Below are 26,064 nucleotides of genomic sequence, written 5' to 3' on the forward strand. Positions count from 1 at the left end.
TCGGCCGTACCCGCCTCAGCCGTCCGTGTCGCCCGCCCCCGCCGGCCGGCGCGGGTGGGTCCGGACGACTCTCAGCACCTCGTCGATCCGGTCCGGACTCAGCCGATCCTCGGCCGTGCCCGTGGCGGCGATCATCAGCTCGCCATAGAGGTCGATCTCGATGAGGGCCACGGGATCCGGACCGGGGGACGAACCGCGCCGGGAAACCACGTGATTCACCTCCTCGGGCCTTGCGTATCGGTACGGGCGTACGGGCCTCGGGCCGGTCGGCCGGCCGGGCGTCTTACGAGGGTCCGGTTTCCAGATTAGTGATCGGTACACACGCCGCGCATGGCACAGAAGGACCATTTCCATGGCCAATCAGGCCCGGCTCCGCTATTTGCGGGGTGAGGCGACCGTCCCCGCATAAATATCGCCGGATGCCGGGAGACGGATGTCGGGCGTGAATCCGAACGAGGTGAGTTCGACCGTGGAGACCACGGTCATCGGCGCGCCGGCGCCGGGGGACGGACGGGACGAGGCGCCCCGGGAAGAAGGACGGGCCGAGGGGCCGCCTTTCCCCGCACCCTCCGCACCCTGCGTCCTCCGCGCATCCCCCGTACCCTCCGCACCCCCCGCGCCCTCCGCGCCCTCCGCCACGCCGAACCGGTAGCGCAGGACCCGCGGCCGTCCCGCGTCGTCGAGGAAGGCGTCGAAGGCCACGGTCCCGGAGGAGAACCCTTTCGCCGCTGCGGCCAGCGCCGCCCGGTCGCGGACGGGCGCCCGGCGCGCCGCCTCGGCCAGATCGATCTTCCCCCAGTAGTGCCGGACGGGGACGCCGTCCACGTCCTCGCCGCGCATGAAGGTCACCTCCCGGGCGCCGCCCAGCAGTTCGGCCGCCGCCAGCGGATCCGTCGCGCCGCCGGTCAGCAGGTCGCCGTCGGCCAAGGTCCCCGTCTCCAGGCGGACCCACTTGTCCGCGGGGACGCCCGCGCCCCGGTTCTTCATGTACAGCGCGCCCGGCGTGAACACCTCGGTGATCGGACGGTGTTCGGCGGCACCCCTGGCGTCCTCGGGCACCAGCACCGTCAGCCTTCCGACGGGCCGTGCGAAGTCGTAGACGCCGACCCCCTGGATCGTCAGCCGCGTCCCGCCGCTCTGCGTCTCCATGGAGGTGCGGACGCGGGCGCCGCCCGCCCGGGCCAGGGCCTCCCGCACCCCGCGCAGCGTCTCGGCGGCCGTTCCGGGCCGGCCCGCCCGGCTCGCGTCGGCCGTCCGCACCACCCGCCGCGCGCCTCCGCTCCCACCACCGCCGAACGCGTCCCGCGGCTCGGCGCCCGGCTCCGATTCGGCACAGCCGGTCATCAGCAGCCCGAGGGCGAGGCCGCCCGCCACCGCCGTGGCCACCGCGGCCCTGCGTCCGTGCCCCTGCACCGCCATGACCGTCAGCTCCCTGCCGCGCGCTGGTGGAACCCGTTCTCTTCCAACGACCACGTCCCGGCCGCCGTCACGGTCCCGGGAGCCGGCGGACGGGGCCTCGGCGGGCCGGTAGCGTGGTGGTGTGTCCGAGACGCACCCCACACAGGCCCCGGTCCCCGCCGCCGCCCACCGCGTCAGCACCAGCGAACGCGGCGCCTTCTGCACGGCCCGCTGCACCTGCGGCTGGCTCGGTCCGGCCCGCCGGGCCCGCTCCCTCGCCCGCGCCGACGCCGACGCCCACCTGGCCCACGCCGACCACTAGGCCGTGCCCGACAACGCCGCCGACGACAGGGGCCACGCGCACCATGAACCGGCGGCCTGTTCATCCCGCTGATGCGAGCTTTGACCGTGGCCACGGAGGCCGGCGGGCCGCACCCGCCCGGATCGGGCCCCGACGACAAGGCCTACTCCGGCCGGGCCAACCGCGTCGTCCCGCGACGACGTGGCATCAAGGCGACCATCGCCGAGCCCTCCGACAGGCGTGCCAACCGTCTTCGGCGAGGCCGTGCCGGGGGCCGGCCCCCAGCCTTCGACCAAGAGCAGTACCGCCATCGCAACTCGGTGGAACGCTGCGCCGGTAAGCAGGCGAGCCGAAACAGCACCGGACCGTCGCCACCCGGCGGGACAAGCGCGACTGCATCTTCCACGGCACCCTGGCCACCGCCGCTGACGCCACCGCCATCGCCATCCGGCTCCGCGTCATCGTCAAAGAGCCATCAGGCACCGCCTGGCCGCAGACGTCCCGTCCGTCCTCTCCCCCCGTCCGTCCTTTCCACCCCTCCGCCCCATCCACCCCGTCCGCCTCCTTCGTCACGCCGCCCCTGACCGCCGGGCGGGAACCGTTCCCCCCGACCTGATCATCTGTTCCTACGACGAACAGGTATCAGGGCACACGGGAACAACGGGGGCGAACGCACCATGGACAGGCGCACTCTGCTGACGGCGGCGACGGGACTGACGGCGGCGGCCTGGGCCGCGCCCGGTCTCGCCGGAGGCACGGCGACCGCCGCCCCCGCCACCTCGGCGGGCACCGCGACCCGCACCGCCGCCCGGGCCGCCACGGTGCGCGCGGCCGACTGGACGGCTTTGGGCAAGGGCCTCAAGGGCGGCCTCATCCGTCCCGGCGACGCCGACTACGGCACCGCGAAGCAGCTCTACAACACCCGCTACGACGGCCAGCGCCCGGCCGGTGTCGCCTACGTGGCGGGCACCCAGGACATCGCCGCCTGCCTGGCCTTCGCCCGCCGCTTCTCCATACCGGTCTCCATACGCAACGGCGGCCACAGCTACGCGGGCTGGTCGAGCGGTGACGGCCGGCTGGTCCTCGACGTCTCGCGGCTGAAGACGATCCGCACCCCCACCTCGTCCTCCGCCGTCATCGGCGCCGGCGCCAAGCTCATCGACGTCTACACCGGCCTGGCGGCCCACGGCGTCACCATCCCCGCGGGCTCCTGCCCCACGGTCGGCGTCTCCGGCCTCACCCTCGGCGGCGGCCACGGCGTCCTCTCCCGGGCCTACGGCCTGACCTGCGACAACCTCACCGGCGCCACTCTCGTCACGGCCGACGGCAAGACCGTCGAGTGCGACGCCAAGCGCAACCCGGACCTCTTCTGGGCCCTGCGCGGGGCCGGCAACGGCAACTTCGGCGTCGTCACCGAACTCCGTTTCCGCACCCGCCGGGTCGGGGACGGTGTCACCGGTTACGTCTCCTGGCCGTGGGCCAAGGCCGCCGACGTCCTCCGCGCCTGGCAGGAGTGGGGGCCGACGCAGCCGGACGAGATCTGGTCCGCCTGCGACCTGTCCGTCACGCCCGGCAGGACCCCGCGCATCGCCGTCGCCGCCTTCTCCCTCGGCACCAAGGGCGACCTCGCCAACGCGCTGGACAAGCTGGCCGCCAAGGTCGGCGGCGGCAAGGCGAGCATCTCGGTGCGCAGCCGCTCGTACCTGGACGGCATGCGCCGCTACGCCGGCTGCGCCGACCTCACGCTCCCCCAGTCCCACCTGCCCGGCCGCACCCCGGGCCGGGACAAGGCCGGCAAGCTCGGCCGCGAGACGTACACGGCGCGCTCGGACTTCTACGACCGCTCGCTGAGCGCGGCCGGCATCCGCACCCTCCTCGACCAGACCGAGCGCTTCGGCCGCAGGGGCGGGGGCGGCGGAGGATCGATTCAGCTCACGGCGCTCGGCGGCGCGGTCAACCGCGTCAAGCCGCTGGACACGGCGTTCGTGCACCGCCGCTCGCGGTTCCTGGCCCAGTACCTCACCTCGTGGGGGTCGTCGGCGTCCGGCGGCCCGCAGACCGCCTGGCTGAACGACGTCCACGCGGCGATGCGCCGTCACGCGTCCGGCGCCGCCTACCAGAACTACGCGGACGCCGGGCTGAAGGACTGGCGCCGGGCCTACTACGGGGACGCGGCGGACCGGCTGGCCAAGCTGAAGCGGCAGTACGACCCGCAGCGGGTGTTCAGCTTCCCGCAGGCCCTGTAGTACGCGAACGGCCCCGGCCTCCCGAAGAACCGGGAGCCGGGGCCGCTGACATGTTCTGTTATGCCGCCAACCCCTTGTCCTGCCGCAAGGTCTGACGCTCCATGATCCCGTCACCGTCTCCGTCCCCGTCCGGCCCCTCGGCGAGGGCCACCGGTGCGGGCGCGCTCCGCGACCGGACGAGCCACCCGGCCCGGGACGCGGCGACCCACCCGGTCAGCGGGGTGAGGAGCATCATCGCCAGCGGGGCGAGCAGCAGCACGACGGCCGTGCCCAGGGCGAGTCCCCCGATCACGTCCGTCGGATAGTGCACGCCCATGAAGACCCGGCAGAAGCCCTCCAGGAAGGCGAGGCCGATACCGACCAGCCCGTACCTGCGGTGGGCCACGAACAGCCCGACGCCCAACGCCATGGTGAGGGTGGCGTGGTCGCTGACGAACGAGAAGTCCGTCTTGCCCTTGACCAGCACGTCGAGCCCCTGGTGTTCCAGGAACGGGCGGGGACGCCGTACGAAGCCGCGGATCGGCACGTTGACGAGCAGGGCCAGGCCCGCCGCCAGGGGCGCCCACAGCAGCGCGGCCGCCCCGCCGGGGGCGTCCGGGCCGCGGCGCACGCGCCACCACGCACAGACCATCAGAAACCCAAGCGCCAGAAGGATTCCGTACTCGCCGACGAACTCCATCGTCCGGTCGACCCAGCCCGGAGCGTCCTTCGCCAGCCCGTTGATGTCGTAGAGCAGGCTGACGTCGGGGCCCGACGAGCCTCCCTTGGCCTCCGCCAGGGGATGGACCGCCTCGTGTCCGGGCATGTGGTGCCCCCTTATCTGTCGCCTGTAGCTCGGTGCAGCAGCCAAACCCCCGTGGTCCGTGCGCCCATGGTCAGGCGCGGCTCGCCCACCCCCATGGAACGCGCCTCTCCGACCCGGCGTTCCGCTCTCCACCCAATGATCACCAGGACGTTATCCAAGGGTGACCAGGGGCGGAGCAGGAGGCCCAGGGTTCACACGCCGTTCGGCCTGGGCAACGCTTTCGCCCCCGCATCCGTCACGCGCGTGGCACCGATGTAATCCGGGGTGTCGATTTTGTCGAACCGGTTCACGGCACCCGTGTGAGGCGCGTTGATCATGTAACCGCCTCCCACGTACAGCCCCACGTGATGGATCGAACGCGGGTCGTTCAGGTTGTGCGCGAAGAAGACGAGGTCCCCCGGCATCAGCTCGTCCCGCTTCGGGTGCGGCCCGGCGTTCCACTGGTCGTTCGCGACGCGCGGCAGCTCGATCCCCACGGACGCGTACGCCGCCTTCGTCAGCCCCGAACAGTCGAACCGCCCCCCGTCCGCCGCGGTCCCCTCACCGCCCCACAGATACGGCTTACCCAACTGCGCCTGGGCGAAGTAGATCGCCCCGGCCGCCTGCTGCGAGGGCGCCACGCGGCCTACGGGGCGGGCGAAGCTCTTCTCGAGGTCACGGATGGATTTGACGTAGCCCTGGGTCTCGGAGATCGACGGGACACCACCGGCCTTGATGACGCGGTACGGTCCGGCGTTGTACGCCGCCAGCATGTTGCTCGTGACGTCACCGGGTACGCCCTTGACGTCCCTGGCCAGGGCGCAGTCGTACGAGGCCGCCGAGGGAATGGCGTCGGCCGGGTCCCAGACGTTCCTCTTCCCGTCGCCGTTGCCGTCGATGCCCTGTGTAGCCCACGTCTCGGGGATGAATTGCGCTATGCCCTGTGCGTTGGCGTTGCTCTGCGCGGTCGCGTTCCAGTTGCTCTCGGTGTAGAGCTGGGCCGCGAGAATCGCGGGGTTGAGGGCGGGGCAGAGGTTGCCCCACTTCTCCACCAGGGCCTGATACTGCCCGGGTACGGCCCCCTTGGCCAGACCGACGGCACCCGCCGCGGACCCGCCGGCCATGTTCCCGGCGAGCATGTACACACCGCCGACGAGCAGCAGAACGAAGCAGAGGAACGTCGCGACGCCCACACCGACGCCCATCCAGAGCTTCCGCACCCCTCAACCTTCCCCCACAACAGGCCGCTTGCACCGCCGTTTCCGCAATCTCGTGCGAGCCGGGTGCCGTCCTGGTGTCGGTGTCACTCGGCGACGAAGCCTCGGCACTCGATGACCTTGAAGTCGTCGGGTGCGTTGACGTGGTGGAACAGCACCGTCCAGTCCCCTGGGTCGTTGCCGAGGGGAATGGCGGTACGGCGCGGCTTGCCCTGGACGTATTCCTGGAAGTCGTCGGGGTACGTCAGCTCGGTGAAGTCCGATGACCAGCCGCTGCCGCGTTTGGGCTGGATGTCCACAGGCTTGCTCGTGTATCCCAGCCGGCGGTTCTCCTGCACAGGGCCCTTGAACGGCTTGCCGGTCTTCTCATCGATCTCGTGAGGCGGCTTGACGGACACGGCGACGTAGTAAGACTTGTCGGGGAGGGGAGTGGCGTAACTGAAGTGGAACGCTATCTTCACCTTTCCGGGCGCCACCTCGTGCTCGGAATCCGCGGCAGCAGTGGTGACGATCGTTTGGAACCGCTGGGTCTGCTCCTCGGCCTCCGGAGTGCACTCCCCCCACCCGCGAGGTTCGCCTTTCGTCCGGGTCCAGTGATAGCGATTCACTGCGTGGCTTCCCGCGCCTTCGATGTACTGCGGCGGAGCCCCCGGAGCGGAGGGCGGCCGAGGTGTACCGGAGGCCGCGGTCGGCGCCGGAGTGCCGGACGGGCTTACCGTTTCCGGGTTTCCGGACCGGCCGGCAGCCACTCCCTTGCCGCTTTCCCCCTTGTCGTCGCTGTCGCCGGGAAGAGCCACCACCAGCCCGACCAGGACCCCCAGCGCCACCGAACCGGCCGCCGCGATCCAGAGCCCTCGGCGTGAACGCCACTGTCGCCGCGGCCGCCCGGGCGGCCCTGGTGGCATTGGCGGCACTGGTGGCACTGGTGGCGCTGGTGGCACGTACGTCGGCGTGTACGCGGCCCCCGTCGGCCGCGCCGGTATGCGCCCCGCCGCGACCGCGGCCGGGACGCCGTCCGGAGCCCGGTCCCCGAGGCCCGACAGCGACACGTACACCGGGTCGTCGACGAGTGAGGACGTCACCGCGCACCGGGTGATGATGTCGGCAGGCGTGGGCCTCGCGGCCGGGTCCGCGGCGGTGCAGGCGCGGATCAGCCCGGCCAGGGCGGGATCCACCCCCTCCGCGTCGACGGTGCCGTGCACGACGCGGTAGACGACGGACTCCAGGGAGCCCGCCCCGTACGGAGGCCGGCCCGTCGCCGCGCAGGCCATCGTCGCCCCGAGCGCGAACACGTCGGCGGCGAACGACACTTCGTTCCGCGTGATGACCTCGGGTGCCGCGTAACCGGGGGTACCGGGCGCGACGCCGGTCCGGGTCAGAGCCGTCTGCTCCGCACCCCGCGCGATCCCGAAGTCGATCAATTTCGGACCGACCGGCGACAGGATGACGTTGTGCGGCTTGAGGTCGCGATGGGTGATCCCGTGCTCGTGCACCTGCGTCAGCGCCTCCGCGAGCGCGGCGAACAGCCGGAGGCAGGTCTCCGCCGGGAGCGGCCCCCTCGCGCTCGTCACCTGCGTCAGCGTCGGGCCGGGCACGTACTCGGTGGCCAACCAGAACGGCGTCGTCTGCAACGAGGCGTCCACCAGGTTGGCCGTGTACGCGCTGCGCACCGCGCGAGCGGTCTCCACCTCGCGCCGGAAGCGCGCCACCGCCTCGGCAGACTGGGCGAAGTCCTCCCGGATGACCTTGATCGCCAACTGCCGCCCACCGGGCGACCTGCCCAGGTACACCTGTCCCATGCCGCCGCTGCCGAGCCGGGCGAGCAGCGTGTGCGGGCCGATGACCGGGGGGTCGTGAGGGCGTAGGGGTTCCACAGTCGAACTCTGCCACAGGCCGGGCGCAGGAGAAGGGGCCGGGTGTGAAGGGCAGTTGGCGGGAATTGCCGACTCCGGGCGCGATGCCGCCCCGCACGGCACAGGGGCACAGCACACGCCGACGGATCAGCCGGTTCCGGCGTGACCGGATCGTTCCGCCTCCGGGCCCGATCAAGCCTTCAGCCGCCCCCTCCCCGCCCCGCAGGATGAACGCATGAACAGCGCACTCCTCGTGATCGACGTCCAGGAATCCTTCCGGCAGCGGGCCAACTGGGCCGCCACCCACAACCCCGACATCGTCGAGAAGGTCAACCGCCTGATCGCAGCCCAGCGGGCCAAGGGCGAAGCGGTTGTCTGGATCCTGCACTCCGAGCCGGGTTCCGGCACCGTCTTCGACCCCGAGCGCGGCTTCAACCGGCCGATCGAGGGGCTGGAGCCGGCGGACGGCGAGCCCGTCCTCGTCAAGTCCTCGCACAACGCCTTCACCACCACCAACCTCCAGCAACTCCTCACCCAGCAGGGCGTCCGCGAGGTCGTCATCAGCGGGATCCGCACCGAGCAGTGCTGCGAGACGACGGCCCGTGTCGCCTCCGACCTGGGCTACGACGTGACGTTCGTGACCGACGCCACCGCCACCCACCCGATCGAACACCGGGACGCCCCCGAGGGCCGGAGCCTGGAGGAGATCCTCGCCGACCCGCGTACCCTGTCGACGGACGCGATCGTGGCCCGCACCGAGTACGCCCTGGCCGGCCGGTTCGCGCGCATCGCCACCGTGGACGAGCTGACCGAGGAGCCGACCGGATCGTGACCCGTGTCGTCTTCCTGCTCGTACCGCAGCTCCACCTGCTGGACCTCGCGGGGCCCGCGCAGGTCTTCTCGACGGCCGACGACCTCGGGTACCCCTACGAGATCGCGTACGCGAGCGAGCGGGAAGACGTCCCCACGGCCCAGGGCCTCACCCTGCGCGCCGGCACCGACTGGCCCCCGTTGACCGCCGACGACCTGGTCGTGGTCCCCGGCTGGCGCTCGCACACCCTCCGGGACAACGGGTGGCTGTCCCGGGAGACGCTCGACCGGCTCGTCGCCCACCACGCCCAGGGCGGCACGGTGGCCAGCGTCTGCGCCGGCGCGGACGCCCTGGGCCGGGCCGGCCTTCTCGACGGCCGGCGCTGCACCACCCATCACGACGTCCAGGACGAACTCGCGCGGCGCTACCCGAAGGCGCATGTGGTCCGGGACGTGCTCTACGTCACCGACGGGCGGATCGTCACCTCCGCCGGCATCGCCAGCGGCATCGACCTGGCACTCCACCTCGTGGCGGTCCGCCACGGCGCGGCGACCGCGGCGCGGGTCGCCCGCAACATGGTGGTCTTCGCCCGCCGGAACGGCGACGACCGGCAGCACAGCGCGATGCTGCGGCACCGCTCCCACCTCAGCGACGCCGTCCACCACGCACAGGACCTGATCGACGCCCGCTACACCTCCGTCCTGCGCCTCTCCGAACTCGCCTCCGCCGTCGGCCTCAGCGAACGCTCCCTCACCCGCCACTTCACTCACGCGACCGGCCTTACGCCTCTGCGATACCAGCAGGAACTGCGCCTCGAACACGCCGAACACCTCATCGCCCAGGGCTCGACCATCGAGTCGGCCGCGCGGGCCGTCGGCTTCCAGGACGCACGGATGCTGCGCCGACTCAGGGGCAGGGCCCAGGCCGGCCCGTCACCGACCGGCTCGTCACCGGTCGGCTCCTCACCAGCCAACTCCTCACCGGCCGGCTCCCCACCGGCCGCTGCGACGCGGTCGATCGCCGGGCTCCCGGTCCCGGCGCGATCCGCCGAGGCGCCGCCTGCCCGCGCGACCGGTACGGCCGCCGTCCCGTCTCCGGCACGCGGCACTGCGACCGCACCCGCCTAGACTCCGCCCGGCTCACCGCCCAGGACGTCAGTCGTCGTCCCCGCTGTCTCCGCCGTCCCCGCCGTCCCCCTCGGTGTCCTGGGCCTCGTCGGCACCCGTGCGTCCACCGTGCCCGCCGTGCCGGGCGGAGCCCTGGCCGTGCTTCCCCGCCTTTTCCTTCTTCTCCCCCGTGCCCGGTCCCGGAGCCGGCCGGTGGTTCCCCTGCGGCGGGGCCGGGGTGGCCGCGGGCGTCACGTGCCGCGTGGCACCCGCGTCACCCGCGCCGCCGGCGTCCTGCTGGAGCCCTTCGCTCATCTCCCCGGTCCGGCCGCCGTCCGGGCGGCCCCCGTTGCCGTCCTCGCCCTCCGAGGCGAACACGGAGGCCCCGATGACCGCCGCCACCGCGAAGGCCACCACGCCCGCCACCATTCCGGCCAGCGCCTTGGGGCTGCGCAGCCCCCGGGCCGGCGCCTTGGCGCGCCCGGCATCGCCCCTGCGCCGTCCGGGCAGGGCCGGGGTCGTGCGGGTCGCCGCCGAACCCGGCAGGGCGTACGTCGTGACGCTCTCCTGGTGAAGCAGCGGGTCGTGGGCCGCCCCGGCCGCCGGTGCCGGATGGCTCGTCGGCCCGAAGGGCGTGCCCATGGGGTCGGCGGCCGGCGACGGTCCCATGGGCGCGCCCTGAGCCGCCACGGCCGGGGAGGAGACGGGCGTCCCCGAAGCCGTCAGGCCCGAAGCCGTGATACCCGGAGCCGCGCTGCCCGGAAGCGCCCCGCCCGTAGGCATCGCGCCCGGGACTCCCATCGCCGGCGGCGTCACGGCAGGAGACGCCATGACAGGCGCGGCCCCGGCGGGAGACGTCATCGCGGGAGACGTCATCGCAGGCGGCGTCGCGGCGGGTGCGAACGGCTGCCGGTCGCTCCGCCAGGCCCCGCTCGCGAACCAGTCGGCCACCTCTTGCGCCGGGGGCCGGGCCTCCGGCTCCTTGGCGAGCATGCGCAGGAGGTAGTCGTCCAGGGCATACGACACCTCGGGCCGGTGCTCCCGCGGCGGCACCGGCGGGGTGTCGACGTGAAGATAGAGGAGCGCGGTGGGGCTCTCGGCCCAGAACGGCGGCTGCCCGACCAACAAGTGGTAGAGAACGCACCCCAGCGCGTAGACGTCCGACGCGGGCCCGGCCACGCGCCCCAGCGCACGCTCGGGGGCGAGATAGGTGCTCGTACCGACGATCTGGCCGGCCCGGGTCAGCCCGGCCGAGGTCTCGTCGACGAAGCGGGCGATGCCGAAGTCGCCGATCTTCACCGTGCCGCTGCGGTCCAGCATGAGGTTGCCCGGCTTCACGTCCCGGTGGACGACCCCCTGCTGGTGGGCCGCCGCCAGTCCCGCCGCAGCCTGGGCGGCCACGTCGGCGACACCGGCGGGCGAGAGCGGGCCGCGGGCCGCCAGTTGCTGGGCCAGGCTGGGGCCGTTCACCAGCTCCATCACCAGGTAGAAGCGGCCGTCCCAGGACCCGAAGTCGTAGACCGAGACCACTTGAGGGTGATTCAGCCGGGCCGCTGTCTGGGCCTCCAGCCGGAAGCGCTGGGCGGCGGAGTCGTCGCCGTCGTCGCCGAGGAGCAGCTTCACCGCCACCTGACGGCCCAGCACCTCGTCCTGCCCACGCCAGACTTCGCCCATACCGCCCCGGCCGAGCAGCTCCCCCAGCCGGTAGCGTTCGGCAACCAGCACCCCTACCACCCTTGAACTCGACGCACCCCACGAACCAGGCGATGAGTGCGATGAACGCGACGGACCAGCCTCGCGACCGCCCCCTGCGGCGCGTGCGAGAGCGGCCACCACAGCCTACCGACCACATCAGCGGATTCCCGAACATCCGTACACCCCCTGCCCTCACGCCCATTGCCCGCCGTGGGCATGCGTGATACACAGAGTCACCATAGGGCTACCCACTGACAACGGGCGGCGGACCGAGCGGCCGCACCGGCCGGAGATGCCGTCGGCATATGCGGGTGCCGTCAAAAAATGCCGCCAAGTCGACATACAAGTGCGGCATCGTCAGCGAAGATAGGTACCGACCTTTGCCGTGCGGCAGGGGCGGCGCAACTACCCTCTAGGGGCGGTGAGTTACGAATGTTCTTGGCAGCCGGAAAAGGCGACATCAACACCATTATCGGTGGAATCGCCCCGAACTGGGGGCCGTTCGGCAGCCTGGGCCGGGAGGCCCGGGTGATGATCGAGGTCATCATGGCCGTATCGATCCTGCTCTGCCTCGCCATCGCGATCTGGGGCGCGGCGAAGCAGCGCATCGGCGCGACGGCCCTCCGCGACACCTTCAGCGCGGAGCAGGGCAAGGGCCTCATCGTCGCCGGACTGACCGGCGTGTTCATCATCGGCTCGCTCGGCACGCTCTTCACGATCGTCTACGGCATGGCCGTGTGACCCGGTGTCCGCCGGGCCCGGCCGCCCCGGCCGGCGGACACCGGCGCGCCCGGCCCGACGGCCGTACCCACCGTCCCCCGGCGCGTCCGCACACCGTCCCCACCCCGCGCGAACCCGCACACCCGCGAGTCCCCCCACCCAAGGCTGCTTCCTGATGCCCCCTCACTCCCTCACGCCCTCCCCCCGGAAACCGCCCGCACCGCTACCGTCGTCTCATGGCGGCACGCCCGCGACGACGCATGAGGGAGCAGGCACGCGATGAGTCTCGGTGACGACGGCTACCGAAGCGGTCAGGGCTCCGGCGGCGATCACGGGGGTTACGGCGGGTACGACGCCGACGACCACCACCTGACGCGCACCCGGCTGCCCGAGGGAGAGGTCGACCCCTACGCCCCCCAACGCCGCCCGGTACGCCCCAGCCGCAACCTCATCACCGTCGTCGCCGTCGTCGTCCTCCTCATCGCCGCCATCGCCTTCGCCAACCGCGGCGGCGGAGGGTCGTCGTCGGACGACGACAACGGAAACACGGCGAAGAGCGGCGGGAGCGCGACGGCACCGTCGGGGGTGAAGCCGGTGGAGGGGAAGAGCGGGGGGATTCCGTCGGGGTTCGCGCATGACGAGCAGGGGGCGCAGTCGGCGGCGGCGAACTTCGCGGTGGCCCTGGTTTCGGCGGACATCGTCAAGCCCGACCGACGGCACGAGATCATCCCCAAGGTGTTCGCCGGCGACAAGGTCCCCGAGCTGCAGAGCAAGTTCGACAGCACATATTCGAAGGACTTCCTCGCCAAACTCGGGTTGAACGAGCAGGGGGACGCGGCCAAGGGCATGACGTACGTGTCACGCACCATGCCCGTGGGGACGAAGGTCACCGAGTACAGCGCCTCGAACGCTTCCGTTGAGGTGTGGTGCACCGGCGTCTACGGAACGGCGGGGGTTGGCTCGACCAACCCTGTGGCCAACGACTGGTTCACAATGACGATCACTCTGCGCTGGGTAGATGGTGACTGGAAGGCCGACTCCTTCTCTCAGAAGAGTGGCCCCGCACCTGTCAACGGGGACAAGGCCGCCTCTTCGGCCGATGTGATCACCAAGGCTGTCGAGCAGTACGGAGGGTTCACCTATGCCCGGTAGGCCCCGCCGTGTCGCCAAAGTGGCTGCCGTTTGGGCGAGTGTCCAGACAACCGTGGTGCTGCTGGCCAGCCGTGTCGCGGCGGCGCCGACGCCTACGCCGACGCCCGGGACCACGGCACGTCCGACCCCGGGCGGAAGCACTTCGCCATCGCCTGGCGCGACGGCGACACCATCGCCCAGCGCGTCGGTGAAGGACTCCTGCGACCTGATCGTCGGTCCCGCCCGCCAATACTGCCAATCCCCCACCGACAAAACCCCCAAAGGCCCCCCCGACGCCGCCACCCCCCTCGACCCCGCCGCCGCCCTGGCCAAGGGGTGTGCCGAGGCCGCGCAGTGGACGGTGGAGAAGCTGTCGGATGCCGTGAAGAACACGAGCAATGTGGACTTCACGAACAGCGCCTTCCTCCGCCAGTACGCCGTCGTTTTCGCCGCGTCCACGATCCTGACCCTGGTCCTCTGGCTCCTGGCCGTCGCCAAGCGGGCCGTGCGCGGTGTGCCGTTCACGGAGGCGGTGACGGAAGCCGTGGGGTTCCTGTGGCTGACGGTGTTGGCGTCCGCCTTCACGCCCCTGATCCTTTACACCGTCGTGCAAGCCACGGACGCGGTGACGGAGGCCATCGCCTCGGGCACCGGTGCGAAGAACGACCAGTTCTTCAGCTCGTTCTCCAATGCGCTCAAGCAAGGTGACGGCATCGGCGGCGGACCGATCATGTTGATCGTCGTCTCCCTCGTCTCCGTCCTCGCCGCCGGCGTGCTCTGGCTGGAGCTGGTGATCAGGGCGGCGCTGCTCTACGCGGGCGCGCTGCTCGGCACCGCGGTCTACTCGGGGCTGGTCGACAAGAACATGTGGGGCCACGTCCGCCGCTGGGCGGGCATCATGATCGCGGTGATCCTGGTGAAGCCGATCATCGTGATCGTGCTGGCGCTCGCCGGAGCGCTCTCCTCCGGGCAGGGTCCGAAGGAGCTCTCCGCCGTCGTCTCGGGTCTGGCGATCATCATCCTCGCCATCTTCGCGAGCGCGATGATCTACCGCTTCGTCCCCGGCTTCGGCGACGAGATCATCAGCAGCCGCAACGCCAGCAAGGACGCCGCGTCCCGCCAGGCCGCGGCGGTGATCTCCTCTCCGGCCAGTCTGGTCAAGCAGGGCATCACCACCCACAGCGCCCGGGGCAGCGGCGGCGGGGGCGGAGGCGGCGTCCAGGCCGCCCGGCCCGCGAACCCCGTCTCCGGCGGCGTCGCCGCCCACAGTGCCCGCCGCCCCCCGAGCGGCGGTGGCGCTCCCGCGGCCCCCGCCGCCCCCGCCGCTCCGGCGCCGCGGGCGAAGAACAACGGCAATACCTCTGGAGGTGAGCGGAGTTGACGATCGAGGCGCAGTCCCCGCCGGTCGCGGCCCGCCGGACGTATCTGATCGGCCGGGCCCGGCCCAACGCGGTCGTCGGCAAGAACCGGGAGACCGGTGAGATCGGCCTGATCATCGCGGGGGCCTTCCTCGGCATGATGTGCGGCCTGCTGGTGCCGGTCCTGCCGCTGCGGATCCTCACGCTCACCGGCTTCCCCGCGCTCTCGCTCGCCGCCGTCTACGTGCCCTACAAGGGACGCACGTTCTACAAGTGGTTCGAGATCAACCGGAGCTACAAGCGCACCGTGCGCCGCGGTGTCACCTACCGTTCCGGCGCGGTCGAGGCCGGCACCCGGCTGGACGGACGTGAGGTGGAGGTCGGGCCGCCGCCCGGCATCGGCCGGATCAACTGGCTGTCCGCGCCCTTCGGGCCCGACGAGATCGCCGTCCTCCTCCACGCCGACCGCCGCACCGTCACCGCCGCGATCGAGATCGAGGGCCCCGGCGTCGGCTTGCGCGACTCGGAGGACCAGGAGGCGCTGGTCGAACGGTTCGGCACGCTGCTCAAGCACGTCGCCAACGGCGACGGCTACGTCACCCGCCTCCAGATGCTGGCCCGCACGCTGCCCGCCGACCCCGACGCCCATGCCAAGGACGTCGAGCGGCGCGGCAGCGACAAGTCGCCGGAGTGGCTCAAGGAGTCCTACGACCAGTTGCAGTCCATGGTCTCGACCTCCTCCGAGCAGCACCGCGCCTACCTCGTCGCCTGCATGCACTACACCCGTGAACTGTCCGCCGAGGCCCAGGCCATCGCCCGCGCCTCCCGGCTCGGCGGCGGCAGGCGGAAGCTGGACCGGGACGGCGGTCTCGCCGTCGTGATGGCCCGCGAGCTGACGGACATCTGCGCCCGGCTGGCCGAGGCCGACATCCGCGTCCGGCAGCCGCTCGGCCAGAGCCGGCTGTCGTCCCTCGTGCACTCCATGTACGACCCCGACCACCCGATCGACCACATCCAGGCCATGACCCAGCGCAACGCCTGGCCCGCCGAGCTGGACGCACTGCAGCCGACGTACCTCCAGGCGAAGACCCGCGAGTCGTCGACGCGCGAGCCGTGGTGCCACGCCACCGCATGGATCAAGGAGTGGCCGATGACCCCGGTGGGCGTCAACTTCCTCGCCCCGCTGCTCGTCCACACCCCGGACGTCATCCGCACCGTCGCCGTCTGCATGGACCTGGAGCCCACGGACGTCGCCATCGAACGGATGCTGACGGAGAAGACCAACGACGACGCCGACGCCTCCCGCGCCGCCAAGATGAACCGGGTCGTCGACCCGCGCGACGTCGCCCACCACTCGCGCGTCGACCAGCGCGGCGAGGACCTGGCGAGTGGCGCCGCCGGCGTCAACCTCGTCGGCTACATCACCGTCTCGTCCCGCTCGCCCGAGGAACTCGCCCGCGACAAGCGGACGATAAGAGCGTCGGCCGGCAAGAGCTACCTCAAGCTGGAGTGGTGCGACCGCGAGCACCACCGGGCCTTCGTCAACACGCTGCCGTTCGCGACCGGCATCCGACGCTGACCGGCATGCCCGGCGCACCCGGAACGCCCGGCCCATCCGGAACGCCCGGTCTGACCGGAACGCCCGGCACCACCGAAACCGGCGCGTCCGGTCGGCCCGGTCCGGCCGGCACCCCCGGCCCGGCCGACGGCGCCGGAGTGACCGGCAGCACCGGAATGACCGGCACATGAACGTCAGACGCCGCAGACGACGCTAGACCTAGGGGCGACCGCCGTGCTCGATCCGCTCACCGCCATCACCAACGCCTTCACCGGCTTCCTCTTCGGGAAGGTGGAGACGACCCGCCTGCCCGTCCGCACCTCCACCGGGCAGGCGCAGGCCGTCTACCTGCCCACCGCGGCGCCCGGCCTGGGCGACTCGGGCGTGATCATCGGACGCGAGGTGTATTCCGGCAAGGGTTACATCTACGACCCGTTCCAGCTCTACGGCCAGCAACTGCCCGCGCCGCACTGGCTGGTGCTCGGCGAGTCCGGCAACGGCAAGTCGGCGCTGGAGAAGACGTACGTCCTGCGCCAGCTCCGCTTCCGGGACCGGCAGGTCGTCGTGCTCGACGCGCAGGGCGAGGACGGCGTCGGCGAGTGGAACCTCATCGCGGAGCAGCTCGGCATAACCCCCATCCGGCTCGACCCCATGGCCGCCCTGGACGGCGGCATCCGGCTCAACCCGCTCGACCCGTCCATCACCACCACCGGCCAGCTCGCCCTGCTGCGCACGATCATCGAGGTCGCGATGGGCCGCGGCCTCGACGAACGCTCCGGTTTCGCCCTCAAGGTCGCCCACGCCTTCGTCAACGAATCGGTGACCGATCGGCAACCCGTGCTGACGGACATCGTGGAGCAACTCCGGCACCCCGAGGCCGAGTCGGCGGAGTCCATGAACGTCGACATAGACGACGTACGCGCCTGGGGTCTGGACGTCGCGCTCGTCCTCGACCGGCTGGTGGACGGTGACCTGCGCGGCATGTTCGACGGTCCGACCACGGCGGGCATCGACCTCGACGCGCCACTGATCGTCTTCGACCTCTCCCACATCGACCGCAACTCCATCGCCATGCCCATCCTCATGGCGATCGTCGGCGTCTGGCTCGAACACACCTGGATCCGGCCGGACCGCAAGAAGCGCATCTTCCTCGTCGAGGAAGCCTGGCACATCATCAACTCACCGTTCGTCGCCCAACTGTTCCAGCGACTCCTGAAGTTCGGCCGCCGGCTCGGCCTGTCGTTCGTCGCGGTGGTGCACCACCTCTCCGACGTGGTCGACGGAGCGGCGGCCAAGGAAGCGGCGGCCATCCTCAAGATGGCGTCGACCAGGACCATCTATGCCCAGAAGGCGGACGAGGCCCGGGCCACCGGCCGGGTGCTCGGCCTCCCCCGCTGGGCCGTGGAGATCATCCCGACCCTCACCCCCGGCATCGCCGTCTGGGACGTCAACGGCAACGTCCAGGTCGTCAAACACCTGATCACGGACGCCGAACGCCCGCTCGTCTACACCGACCGCGCCATGACCGAGGACGGTGTCCTCGACCGCGACCCGGCCGCCGAACGGGCGGTGGCGGACCGTGCGACGGCGGCGATGGAGCGGTATCCGGACGAAGACGAGGTGTACGGCGCGACGCCCCGGTCGACGGTGGCCTGACCGTGGCGTACGGTTCGCGGCCCCCGCAGGAGCGGGGCACCGGCGGGATCCCGGACGGCCTGCTCGTCGGCACCTTCGCCTTCCTGCTCGGCGTCACGGTCCTGCTGTGGTCGGCGACGGGCCTGGCCGGCGTCTTCGCCCACGGCGGCTGGCCCGAGGCCGTCACCCTCACCCGCACGCCCCTGGCCCTGCGGCGTCTGACGACCGACCCCCGCGACCTCCCGGCCGCCTGGCCGGACACCCCGCCGGACGAGCTGCCGGGTTACGGGCTGTTCTGGGGCATCGCGATCAGCGAGGCACTGGTGGCCGTCGTGCTGCTGGTCTTCGCCCTCGGCACGCTGGCCCGGTGGCGCCGGCTCCGGCGGGCCCGGCGGGAGGCGGCGCCGCGGGCGGCGGCGGGCGGCCCGCACCCGGCCGAGCCCGTGACCGCGGCGCCGGGCGCCCCGGCGCACGAGCCGGCGACGCCCCCCACGCCCGTGGCCGCCGCCGAGGCGTCGGCGGAACAGCTCCCCCCAATCCCGCACCCGGCGGCGCCCCGGCAGGGGACGGCCGCGGCGCCCCCTCCCCCCGCCCCGTCCACAGCCGTGCCGCCGGCCGCCGCGTCCGCCCCGCCGGCCGCCACCCGACCCGTCGATGAGACCGAGCCCGCGAGCGCCCCTCTGCTCGTCCCCGCCCCCCGCCCGCCCGCCGCGCCGCAGCGCCTCGTCTACGGAACGGACCGGCGGCCCACGGCGGCCCGGGCGATCCTGGAGGCCGCCGGACCGGTGCTGGTCACCACCAGCGACCCCGGGTTGTGGGCGGACACCAAGGACTCCCGAGCGAAGCTCGGCCCGGTCCGCGTCTTCGACCCGGGACACCTCCTCGACACCCCCGACCGGCTCCGCTGGAACCCGGCCGCCGGCTGCGAGTCCCGGGCGACGGCCGCCGCCCGCGCCCAGGCCCTCCTCGCGCCCGTCCGCCCGCTGAGTGCCCTGGACTCCCTGACCGCCGACACGGCCGAGACACTGCTGCGCTGCTGGCTGCACGCGGCCGCCATCGAGGGCCGCCCGTTCCGCCAGGTGCACCGCTGGGCGCAGGGTGCCTCGGCCCACGAGCCCGTCCGCATCCTCAGAACCAGCCCCAAGGCCGCGGGCGGCACGGCCGGGGAACTGGAGTCGGCGCTGACCGGCCATCCGGAACGAAGGGACATGGCACAGGAGTTGACGTCCCGTGCCCTCAATGCGCTGTCTTCGGTCCACATCCGCGACGCATGCAATCCAAATCGGTCGGATGCGCTCGCGCTGGAATCATTCGTCGCGGAGATGGGAACGCTCTACGTGGTGGGTGAGGCGATTGAGGATCCCCGCACCCGCCCGGGTGCGATGCCCTTGCTGACCGCACTCGCCGCGAACGTGGTCGAGCGCGGCCGGGGCGTGGCCGAACGGTCACCTTCCGGTCGGCTCGACCCACCACTGACCCTGGTGCTGGACGACGTCGCGGCGGTCGCGCCCCTGCCCGCCCTCCCCGATCTCCTGGAGTCGGGAGCCGACTTGGGCATGCCCACTCTCGCCCTGATGCGCTCCGAGGAGCAGGCCAGGGCCCGTTGGCCTCGCCACGCACCGATCCTCTGACCGAGCGGAGACCGACGACCGGCGGCGGGGCGTGGGATGGGGAGTCGTCCGGCGGTGCGGTAGTACCCCTCCCCCTAAGCCCGGGACGGCTGGAACTTCAGCCCGCCCGGGATGCGGCACACACCCCGCCCCTCCCCTCCCGCGGCATCCGGGCCGCCGGCAGCACCGCCGCGCCCACCGCCACCATCGCGCACAGCGCCGCGACCGCCCCGACGACGCCCCACGGGGCGGCCGGCACCGCCGGCCCGTACGAGTCGACGAGCCGGTCGAGCGACCACCGCTGCACCGCGCATACGGCCACCCCGGCCCCGGCCGCCACCACGGTCCCCAGCCCCACCGCCACCAGTGCCTCCGCCCCCGCCATCCGCAGGACCTGCGCGGGCGTGGCCCCGGCGAGGCCGAGCGTGGCGAACTCCCGTCGTCTTCCGGCCGTCGCCATGACGAGCGTGTTCGCCACGGAGATCAGCGCGTAACCGACCGAGATCCCCAGGGTCACGGACGCGGCCGTGGACGCCTTCTTCCTCAGTCCCCGCTCGACGGCCCCGAACCACTCGTCCACCGTCCCGGCCCGGGCCGGATGCCCGTCGAGTGCCGCCGCCAGTCGCGCCGTGACGGCGGCCCGGTCGGCGCCCGGACGGTACGTCAGCAACGCCCGGTCCGGCAGGATGTCCCGCCCCACGAGGGCGGAGGACAGATAGGCGGTGTCACCCGCGAGGCCCGTCCCCACCACGGCCGCGATCCGCAGCTCGTGGGGCGCGCCGTCCGGCAGCCGGACCACGACCCGTTCCCCCGCCGCCAGCCCGTTGCTCTCGGCCGCCTTCCGGTCGATGACGAGGGAGCCGTCGCCGAATCCCGCCAAGGAGCCCCCGAGCGCCTTCGGCCGGAGCACGCCACCGAGCGCCGCGGGCGCGACGGCCTGTGCGGACAGGGAGTCGAGGACCTCACCGGAGCGCGTCGCGACGTAGGCGCGGACGGGAGTGACGGGGGTGACCGCAACGCCGGGGACGGTGCGCAGCGCCTCCAGCGTCGGCCGGTCCAGCCGCTTGCCCCCGACGGGCAGGACCACCCGGTCGGCGCGGGTCTCCGCCCGGGCCTGCGCCACCCGCGCCCGGTCCCCGGCGCTCTGCACGCACAGCATCGTGGCGGCCAGCCCGACCGCGATCACCGACGGCACCACGGTGGCGGCCGCCCGGCGGCGCGCGTTCAGCAGGTTCTGCCGCACCAGCAGCGCACCGGCGCCCCGCCGGACCCACGGCCGGGTCACCAGCCGCACGGCGGCCGGCAGGACGAGCGGCGCCGTCAGCGCGCAGCCGCCGGTGAGCAGCAGGGGAACCATGCCGTACTTGCGCGGGTTCACGGCCGTCTCCGGCGCCTGCCGGGAGATCACCCACCCGGCGACGACCGCCCCGGCCAGCATCCCGACGCCCAGCAGCACCCGCAACGGCGTCAGGGCGCGCCGGCTCACCGCCGCCTCCCGCATCGCCTCGGCCGGCCGCACCCGGGCCGCGCGCAGGGCGGCGGACGCGGCGCCGAGCAGCGCGGAAGCGACCCCGGCCAGGAACGCACAGGCCGGCGCGACGGGTTCGACGCCGATCGTGAACCAGTGCGGCGCCACCTCGTGGTCCGTCATCCACGCCCCGAGTGCCCCCGCGGCACACGTTCCGACGGCACAGCCCACGGCCGACGCCACCACCCCCACGACCGCCGCCTCCGCCAGCACCATCCGCCGGACCTGCCGGGGCGTCGCGCCGACCAGCCGGAGCAGTGCGAGTTCCCGCCGCCGCTGCTCGACGGCGAACGCGAAGGTGGCGATCACGATGGTCACGGCCACGGACGCCGCGATGACCATCGTGGTCCCGGCCATCGCCTGGGCGTTGGCCAGAGCGGCGGCCCCCCCGGACGGATCGGGGTCGGCGGCGACGCGCCCACCCCCGGTACGGACGAGGGCCGCCGCCCCCGCGGCCGCCCGGACCCGGTCCGGCGGTCCCGTCGCCACCAGGGCGTTGACGGGCGGCGAGAGCCGGGCCGCCGTCCGGTCGGTGAAGAACACGGCGTCCTCGAACCACACCGGTGCCGTCACCCCCGACACCGTGTACCGCCGCACCCCGTCCGCCGTCCCGACGGACACGGAACGCCCCACGAGTTCCGCTCCGCCACCGCCCACCACGACCTCGTCGTCCCCGCCCGGCGCCCGGCCCGCGACCAGGTGGTAGCGGGCGAAGCCGGCCGCCGCCCAGCCGTGCCCGACAGCGCCCCGCGCCCCGCCGGCCGCGCCGCGCGACACGGCTCCCGTCAGCGTGACGTCGAAGGTCCGGTCGGCGGTGACGGCGCCGGTGGCGGCGACCCTCGCGACCGTGCGGTCCGGGAGGGCCGCGGGGAGGTGCGCCGGATCGCCCCGCGGGTCGGCGGGCAGGACGACGGCCGGGGCGCCGGCGAAGCGCTGCGGCCCGGGGTGGGGGGTGCCGAAGGTGGCCGCGAGGGCGAGCGCCATCGTCGTGATGACCGCGGTCCCCAGGGCGAGGGCGAGGAAGGCCCCGGCGAACGCGGCTCCCCGGGTGCGCAGCGTCGCCAGGGCGATGCTCAGCACGCGGCCGCCTCCAGGCCCGTCATCCGGGCGGCGACGCTCTCCGCCGTCGGCCGGTCGAGCCCGCCCGCCACCCGGCCGTCGGCCAGGAACACCACACGGTCGGCGAACGAGGCCGCCATCGGATCGTGGGTGACCATGACGACCGTCCGGCCGTGCGCGGAGACGGCCCGCCGCAGGAGGGCGAGGACACCCCGGGAGGCCGTGGAGTCCAGGGCTCCGGTCGGCTCGTCGGCGAACACCACATCCGGGCGCGTGACCAGGGCGCGGGCGATGGCGACCCGCTGCTGCTGGCCGCCGGACAGTTCCCCGGGCAGATGTCCGGCCCGGCCGCCCAGCCCGACGTCGTCCAGCGCACGCTCCACATCCGCCGCGTCCGGCCGCAGGCCGCCGAGGCGCAGCGGCAGTTCCACGTTCTGCCGTGCCGTCAGGGACGGCAGGAGGTTGAAGTGCTGGAAGACGAAGCCGACACGGGAGCGGCGCAGCACGGTCAGCCGCGTTTCGGACAACTTCGCGGGGTCGTACCCGGCGAGTTCCACCCGCCCCTCGTCCAGTCGGTCGAGACCGGCCGCGCACTGCAACAGCGTCGACTTGCCGGAACCGGACGGCCCCATGACGGCGGTGAAGGTGCCCGCCCCGAAGGACACGTCCACTCCGGCGAGGGCCGCGACCCGGTTCTCCCCCGCTCCGTAGGCCTTGTGCGCCCCGGTCAGGGAGACGACGACGCGGTGGTCGTGCAGGGTCACGGTGTTTCTCCAGGTCGGGCAGGGGACGGTCCGTCCGCCATGCTGTCCGCCCGAGGCCCCCGCGCACATCGCCGGAGCGAGGGATCCGGCCCGCCCGCGCCTCCCCCGCACGAGGGAACGGCAGCACCGACGGGCACCCTGCCGAGGCGCGCCCCTCAGACGTCGCCCGGCGCGATCAGCCCCGTCTCGTACGCGCAGATCACCGCCTGAATGCGGTCCCGCAGCCCCAGCTTCGACAGCACGTTGCTGACGTGCGTCTTGACCGTGTGCTCGCTGACCACCAGCCGCGCCGCGATCTCCCCGTTGGACAGCCCCCTGCCGAGCAGCACGAGCGTCTCGCGCTCCCGCGCGGTCAGCACTGCGAGGCGCCCCGGCTCCCCGCCCCCGGCGGCGGCCGGCTTCCGGCGCGTGTAGTCCGCGACCAGCCGACGCGCCACCGACGGCGCCAGCAGCGCGTCACCGCCGACGACCACCCGCACCGCGTGCACCAGATCGGCGCGACGCACGTCCTTGAGGAGGAAACCACTGGCGCCGGCGTGCAACGCCTCATGGACGTAGTCGTCCTGATCGAAGGTGGTCAGCATGACCGCCTTGGTGGGGGTCTCCGCACAGATGACGCGGGCCGCCTCGATGCCGTCCATCCCCGGCATCCGGATGTCGAGCAGCACGGCGTCGGGCCCGTGCCGCCGCACGGCCTCGACCGCCGCCGCCCCGTCTCCGGCCTCCGCGACCACCTCCATGTCCGGCTGCGCCGACAGGATCATCGAGAAACCGGCCCGGACCAGCTCCTGGTCGTCGGCCACCACCACACGGATCGTCACCCTCCCACCACCTCCGCCGCCGAGCCGACCACGGCCGGCAGGGAAAGGGCAACACGGAACCCGCGCCCTCCGGACGCCGGCCCGGTGGCGACCGTACCGCCCTGCGCCGCGGCCCGCTCCCGGATCCCGACCAGACCGTGCCCGCCCCCGTCCCCACCCGACGCCCCGCGGGCCGCCACGCCGTCGTCCTCCACCGTCACCGTCAGCAGCCCGGGCCCCCAGTCGAGCCGGACGACGGCCCGCCGGGCGCCGGCGTGCTTCAGCACGTTGGTCAGCGCCTCCTGGACGACCCGGTACACGGTGACCTGCGCGTCGGCGGCGAGCGGCACGGGCTCACCGGCCGCTTCGAGCACCACGTCCAGCCCGGTCCGCCGCACCTCGTCCACCAGCCGTCCGAGCCCGCCCAGCGTGGGCTGCGGACCACGCTCCGGACGGGAATCGAAGCCTGCGACGGCCCCTACGGCCGCCCGGTCCTCTCTCAGGACGCCCAGCATCCGCCGCAGTTGCTCCATCGCGTCCCGCCCCGCGTCGGCGATGGCGTCGAAGGCCCGCTCGGCCCGGTCGGGATCGGACCGCACCACCAGCGGACCCGCCTCCGCCTGCACGATCATCAGGCTCACGGCGTGCGACAGGATGTCGTGCATCTCCCGGGCGATCCGCGCCCGTTCCCGCTCCGCGGCCCGCTCGGCCTCCACACGCCGCGACCGCTCCAGCTCGACGGCGCGCGCCTCCACTGCCCGCGTGTACGCCTGGCGCGTCCGCGCGAGGGCCCCCAGGGCGTAGGCCATGCCGAAGACGAAGACGTTGAAGAGGTGCTCCCGCGCCGCGTTGGAGTGCAGCGCGGTCCCCCCGACGACCAGCGGCAGCCCCAGCACCAGCACGGTCCGCCGCTGCGCCCGCCCACCGGCGAACGCCACCGTGAAGACCGCGATCAGCCCGCTGTACGGCAACGGCTGCCCCGGCCCGTCGAACGGCAGGTAGGCGCCGGCCGCGGCCACCACGAGCAGCAGAACCGTCAGCGGCGCCCGGGACCGCCACAGCAACGGCAGCACCGCGAGCGTGGTCATCCCGTACGCCTCCCAGGTGACCGGGGCCGCACCGGGCCCCCGGGGGACGGCGAACGGGATGGTCACGGCGGCCTGCGTCAGCAGGGCGATCAGCGCGTCCGCGATGCCGAGGACGGCGCTACGCGCTGCTCGCCCTGCTGACGCGGCGGTCCCGGCGCGGGGTACGTCGCCGTTCCGAAGGTGGTATTTCACTCGAAGATGGTGGCGGGTTCTCACTCTCAGGAACAACGACGGGCGTTTCCCTTCCCGGAGGGGCGGGCAGGCGCGAAAGGTGACGGCCGGAATGGATCTGCGCGTGTTCGTGGACATGGGTCAGGAGCAAGAGGCCGCCATTCTGCCGCCGGATCTGCGGGCGAGACTCGCCGCGTCGGCTGTCCCGACGGCGGACCTCGCGGACGCGGACATCCTCCTCACCGGCTGGGGCACCTCTCTGGTCCTCGACGACCGTCTCCTGGACACCGCCCCTCGGCTACGGGCGCTGGTGCACGCGGGCGGTTCCGTACGGCCCGTCGTCACGCCCGCGGTCTGGGAACGCGGCCTCCTCGTCTCCTCCGCGGCGGGCGTCAACGCGGGTCCCGTCGCCGAATTCGCTTTCGCCCAGATCTCGTTGGCGGCCAAGAAAGCCCTCGGTGCGGCAGCTTCCCACCGGGCGGGCCACTGGCCCGCGTTCGGTGACCGGGAAGGCGCGGACGGCCGGACCGTGGGGGTCGTGGGCGCCTCACGGACGGGACGCCGCGTCCTTTCCCGGCTGCTCACGGCGGAGGCGGGCTACCGGGTGCTGCTGTACGACCCTTACGTGTCGGCGGCGGAGGCGACGCGGTGGGGTGTGGGACTCGTGGACATCCACAGCCTGTGCAGAAACAGTTCCGTCGTCTCGCTCCACGCCCCCGAACTCCCGGAGACACGGCATCTGCTGGACGCGGAACGGCTCGCGCTCATTCCGGACGGCGGGACGGTCGTGAACACCGCCCGGGGCTCACTCGTCCACACGGAGGCCCTCGTGAAGGAGTGCGCCTCCGGCCGGCTCGACGCTTTCCTGGACGTGACCGATCCCGAACCGCTGCCCCCGGGGCACCCTCTGTTCTCGCTCCCGAACGTCTTTCTCACTCCGCATATCGCCGGCTCCCAGGGCAGCGAGGTCCGGCGCCTGGGCGCATTCGCGGTGGACGAAGTGGGACGGCTGGTGCGGGGTGAGCCGCTGCTCGGGGTGGTGACACGGGAAGCGATGGGCCGGATGGCCTGACGGGGAAACGCAAAAAAGCCGTAGGCCCTGAATCGATATCATATCGATTCAGGGCCTACGGCTATATCAAATTTAGTTCGGCGGCGTCCTACTCTCCCACACGGTCCCCCATGCAGTACCATCGGCGCTGAAAGGCTTAGCTTCCGGGTTCGGAATGTA

20 protein-coding genes, 1 rRNA gene and 2 pseudogenes are annotated in these 26,064 nt (G+C 72.8%); 12 read left to right on the forward strand and 11 right to left on the reverse strand.

Annotated elements, in window-relative coordinates:
• Positions 1-15: 15 nt before the first annotated feature.
• Both ACZ6X9_RS05615 and ACZ6X9_RS05620 read right to left on the reverse strand, forming a co-directional pair.
• Complete coding sequence (locus ACZ6X9_RS05615; RefSeq protein ID WP_469776582.1) at positions 16-210, reverse strand: hypothetical protein; 195 nt, start codon at positions 208-210, stop codon at positions 16-18.
• A 165-nt stretch (positions 211-375) separates the two neighbouring features.
• Positions 376-1,419 (reverse strand): hypothetical protein, encoded by a 1,044-nt coding sequence (locus ACZ6X9_RS05620; protein ID WP_469776583.1) that lies wholly within the window; start codon positions 1,417-1,419, stop codon positions 376-378.
• A 121-nt stretch (positions 1,420-1,540) separates the two neighbouring features.
• Here ACZ6X9_RS05620 and ACZ6X9_RS05625 point away from each other — a divergent pair, with 121 nt between their 5' ends.
• The 3 genes and pseudogenes from ACZ6X9_RS05625 (at position 1,541) to ACZ6X9_RS05635 (ending at position 3,945) form a co-directional block, all read left to right on the forward strand.
• Entirely contained in the window at positions 1,541-1,720 is a 180-nt protein-coding gene (locus ACZ6X9_RS05625) for a hypothetical protein (protein ID WP_469776584.1), read from the forward strand.
• Between the two features lie 101 nt (positions 1,721-1,821).
• Positions 1,822-2,087, forward strand: a pseudogene (locus ACZ6X9_RS05630) (IS5/IS1182 family transposase); the annotation flags it as partial.
• A 289-nt stretch (positions 2,088-2,376) separates the two neighbouring features.
• On the forward strand, positions 2,377-3,945 hold the full coding sequence (locus ACZ6X9_RS05635) for an FAD-binding oxidoreductase (RefSeq protein WP_469776585.1): 1,569 nt from the start codon (positions 2,377-2,379) through the stop codon (positions 3,943-3,945).
• Between the two features lie 58 nt (positions 3,946-4,003).
• Here ACZ6X9_RS05635 and ACZ6X9_RS05640 read toward each other — a convergent pair whose 3' ends face one another.
• The 3 genes from ACZ6X9_RS05640 to ACZ6X9_RS05650 form a co-directional block, all read right to left on the reverse strand.
• On the reverse strand, positions 4,004-4,750 hold the full coding sequence (locus ACZ6X9_RS05640) for a phosphatase PAP2 family protein (protein ID WP_469776586.1): 747 nt from the start codon (positions 4,748-4,750) through the stop codon (positions 4,004-4,006).
• Positions 4,751-4,941: 191 nt separating this feature from the next.
• The gene (locus ACZ6X9_RS05645) at positions 4,942-5,949 is read right to left on the reverse strand and encodes a C40 family peptidase (protein ID WP_469776587.1); all 1,008 of its coding nucleotides are present in this window, start codon (positions 5,947-5,949) and stop codon (positions 4,942-4,944) included.
• 83 nt (positions 5,950-6,032) lie between these two features.
• Positions 6,033-7,820, reverse strand: a complete 1,788-nt coding sequence (locus ACZ6X9_RS05650) for a serine/threonine-protein kinase (protein WP_469776588.1) — start codon at positions 7,818-7,820, stop codon at positions 6,033-6,035.
• A gap of 214 nt (positions 7,821-8,034) precedes the next feature.
• On the opposite strand from ACZ6X9_RS05650, the gene ACZ6X9_RS05655 reads away from it, so the two are divergent.
• Both ACZ6X9_RS05655 and ACZ6X9_RS05660 read left to right on the forward strand, forming a co-directional pair.
• On the forward strand, positions 8,035-8,631 hold the full coding sequence (locus ACZ6X9_RS05655) for a cysteine hydrolase family protein (RefSeq protein WP_469776589.1): 597 nt from the start codon (positions 8,035-8,037) through the stop codon (positions 8,629-8,631).
• Positions 8,628-9,536, forward strand: a pseudogene (locus tag ACZ6X9_RS05660) (GlxA family transcriptional regulator); the annotation flags it as partial. The gene ACZ6X9_RS05655 and the pseudogene ACZ6X9_RS05660, both read left to right, overlap by 4 nt.
• Positions 9,537-9,764: 228 nt before the next feature.
• Here ACZ6X9_RS05660 and ACZ6X9_RS05665 read toward each other — a convergent pair.
• Positions 9,765-11,441 carry a serine/threonine-protein kinase gene (locus ACZ6X9_RS05665; RefSeq protein WP_469776590.1) on the reverse strand — a complete coding sequence of 559 codons (1,677 nt, stop codon included), beginning with the start codon at positions 11,439-11,441 and terminating at the stop codon, positions 9,765-9,767.
• A gap of 402 nt (positions 11,442-11,843) precedes the next feature.
• On the opposite strand from ACZ6X9_RS05665, the gene ACZ6X9_RS05670 reads away from it, so the two are divergent.
• From ACZ6X9_RS05670 to ACZ6X9_RS05695, 6 genes are all read left to right on the forward strand, one after another.
• Positions 11,844-12,152, forward strand: coding sequence for a hypothetical protein (locus tag ACZ6X9_RS05670; protein WP_004955155.1), 309 nt, complete (start codon positions 11,844-11,846; stop codon positions 12,150-12,152).
• 258 nt (positions 12,153-12,410) lie between these two features.
• On the forward strand, positions 12,411-13,283 hold the full coding sequence (locus ACZ6X9_RS05675) for a DUF8175 domain-containg protein (RefSeq protein WP_469776591.1): 873 nt from the start codon (positions 12,411-12,413) through the stop codon (positions 13,281-13,283).
• Positions 13,273-14,643: a hypothetical protein gene (locus ACZ6X9_RS05680; protein WP_469776592.1), complete on the forward strand. Its 1,371-nt coding sequence runs from the start codon at positions 13,273-13,275 to the stop codon at positions 14,641-14,643. The genes ACZ6X9_RS05675 and ACZ6X9_RS05680 overlap by 11 nt, the downstream gene beginning before the upstream one ends.
• A gap of 2 nt (positions 14,644-14,645) precedes the next feature.
• Complete coding sequence (locus tag ACZ6X9_RS05685) at positions 14,646-16,199, forward strand: SCO6880 family protein (protein ID WP_469776669.1); 1,554 nt, start codon at positions 14,646-14,648, stop codon at positions 16,197-16,199.
• 213 nt (positions 16,200-16,412) lie between these two features.
• Positions 16,413-17,834, forward strand: coding sequence for an ATP-binding protein (locus tag ACZ6X9_RS05690; protein ID WP_469776593.1), 1,422 nt, complete (start codon positions 16,413-16,415; stop codon positions 17,832-17,834).
• Positions 17,835-17,836: 2 nt separating this feature from the next.
• On the forward strand, positions 17,837-19,444 hold the full coding sequence (locus ACZ6X9_RS05695; RefSeq protein ID WP_469776594.1) for a type VI secretion protein: 1,608 nt from the start codon (positions 17,837-17,839) through the stop codon (positions 19,442-19,444).
• Positions 19,445-19,541: 97 nt separating this feature from the next.
• Here ACZ6X9_RS05695 and ACZ6X9_RS05700 read toward each other — a convergent pair whose 3' ends face one another.
• The 4 genes from ACZ6X9_RS05700 to ACZ6X9_RS05715 form a co-directional block, all read right to left on the reverse strand.
• The gene (locus tag ACZ6X9_RS05700) at positions 19,542-22,031 is read right to left on the reverse strand and encodes an ABC transporter permease (protein ID WP_469776595.1); all 2,490 of its coding nucleotides are present in this window, start codon (positions 22,029-22,031) and stop codon (positions 19,542-19,544) included.
• Positions 22,025-22,774: an ABC transporter ATP-binding protein gene (locus ACZ6X9_RS05705; protein WP_469776596.1), complete on the reverse strand. Its 750-nt coding sequence runs from the start codon at positions 22,772-22,774 to the stop codon at positions 22,025-22,027. The genes ACZ6X9_RS05700 and ACZ6X9_RS05705 overlap by 7 nt, the downstream gene beginning before the upstream one ends.
• A gap of 155 nt (positions 22,775-22,929) precedes the next feature.
• Positions 22,930-23,595 carry a response regulator gene (locus ACZ6X9_RS05710; RefSeq protein ID WP_469776597.1) on the reverse strand — a complete coding sequence of 222 codons (666 nt, stop codon included), beginning with the start codon at positions 23,593-23,595 and terminating at the stop codon, positions 22,930-22,932.
• On the reverse strand, positions 23,592-24,854 hold the full coding sequence (locus ACZ6X9_RS05715; RefSeq protein WP_469776598.1) for a sensor histidine kinase: 1,263 nt from the start codon (positions 24,852-24,854) through the stop codon (positions 23,592-23,594). Before ACZ6X9_RS05715 ends, ACZ6X9_RS05710 begins: the two co-directional genes overlap by 4 nt.
• Before the next feature lie 91 nt (positions 24,855-24,945).
• Between ACZ6X9_RS05715 and ACZ6X9_RS05720 the strand changes: the two genes are divergently transcribed.
• A complete protein-coding gene (locus ACZ6X9_RS05720; protein WP_469776599.1) occupies positions 24,946-25,905 on the forward strand; it encodes a hydroxyacid dehydrogenase in 960 nt (319 codons plus the stop codon).
• A 75-nt stretch (positions 25,906-25,980) separates the two neighbouring features.
• Here the strand turns inward: ACZ6X9_RS05720 and rrf are convergent.
• Positions 25,981-26,064: ribosomal RNA gene (rrf, locus tag ACZ6X9_RS05725) — 5S ribosomal RNA — on the reverse strand; the annotation flags it as partial.

The sequence above is a fragment of the Streptomyces sp. NPDC052910 genome (genome assembly GCF_055585605.1).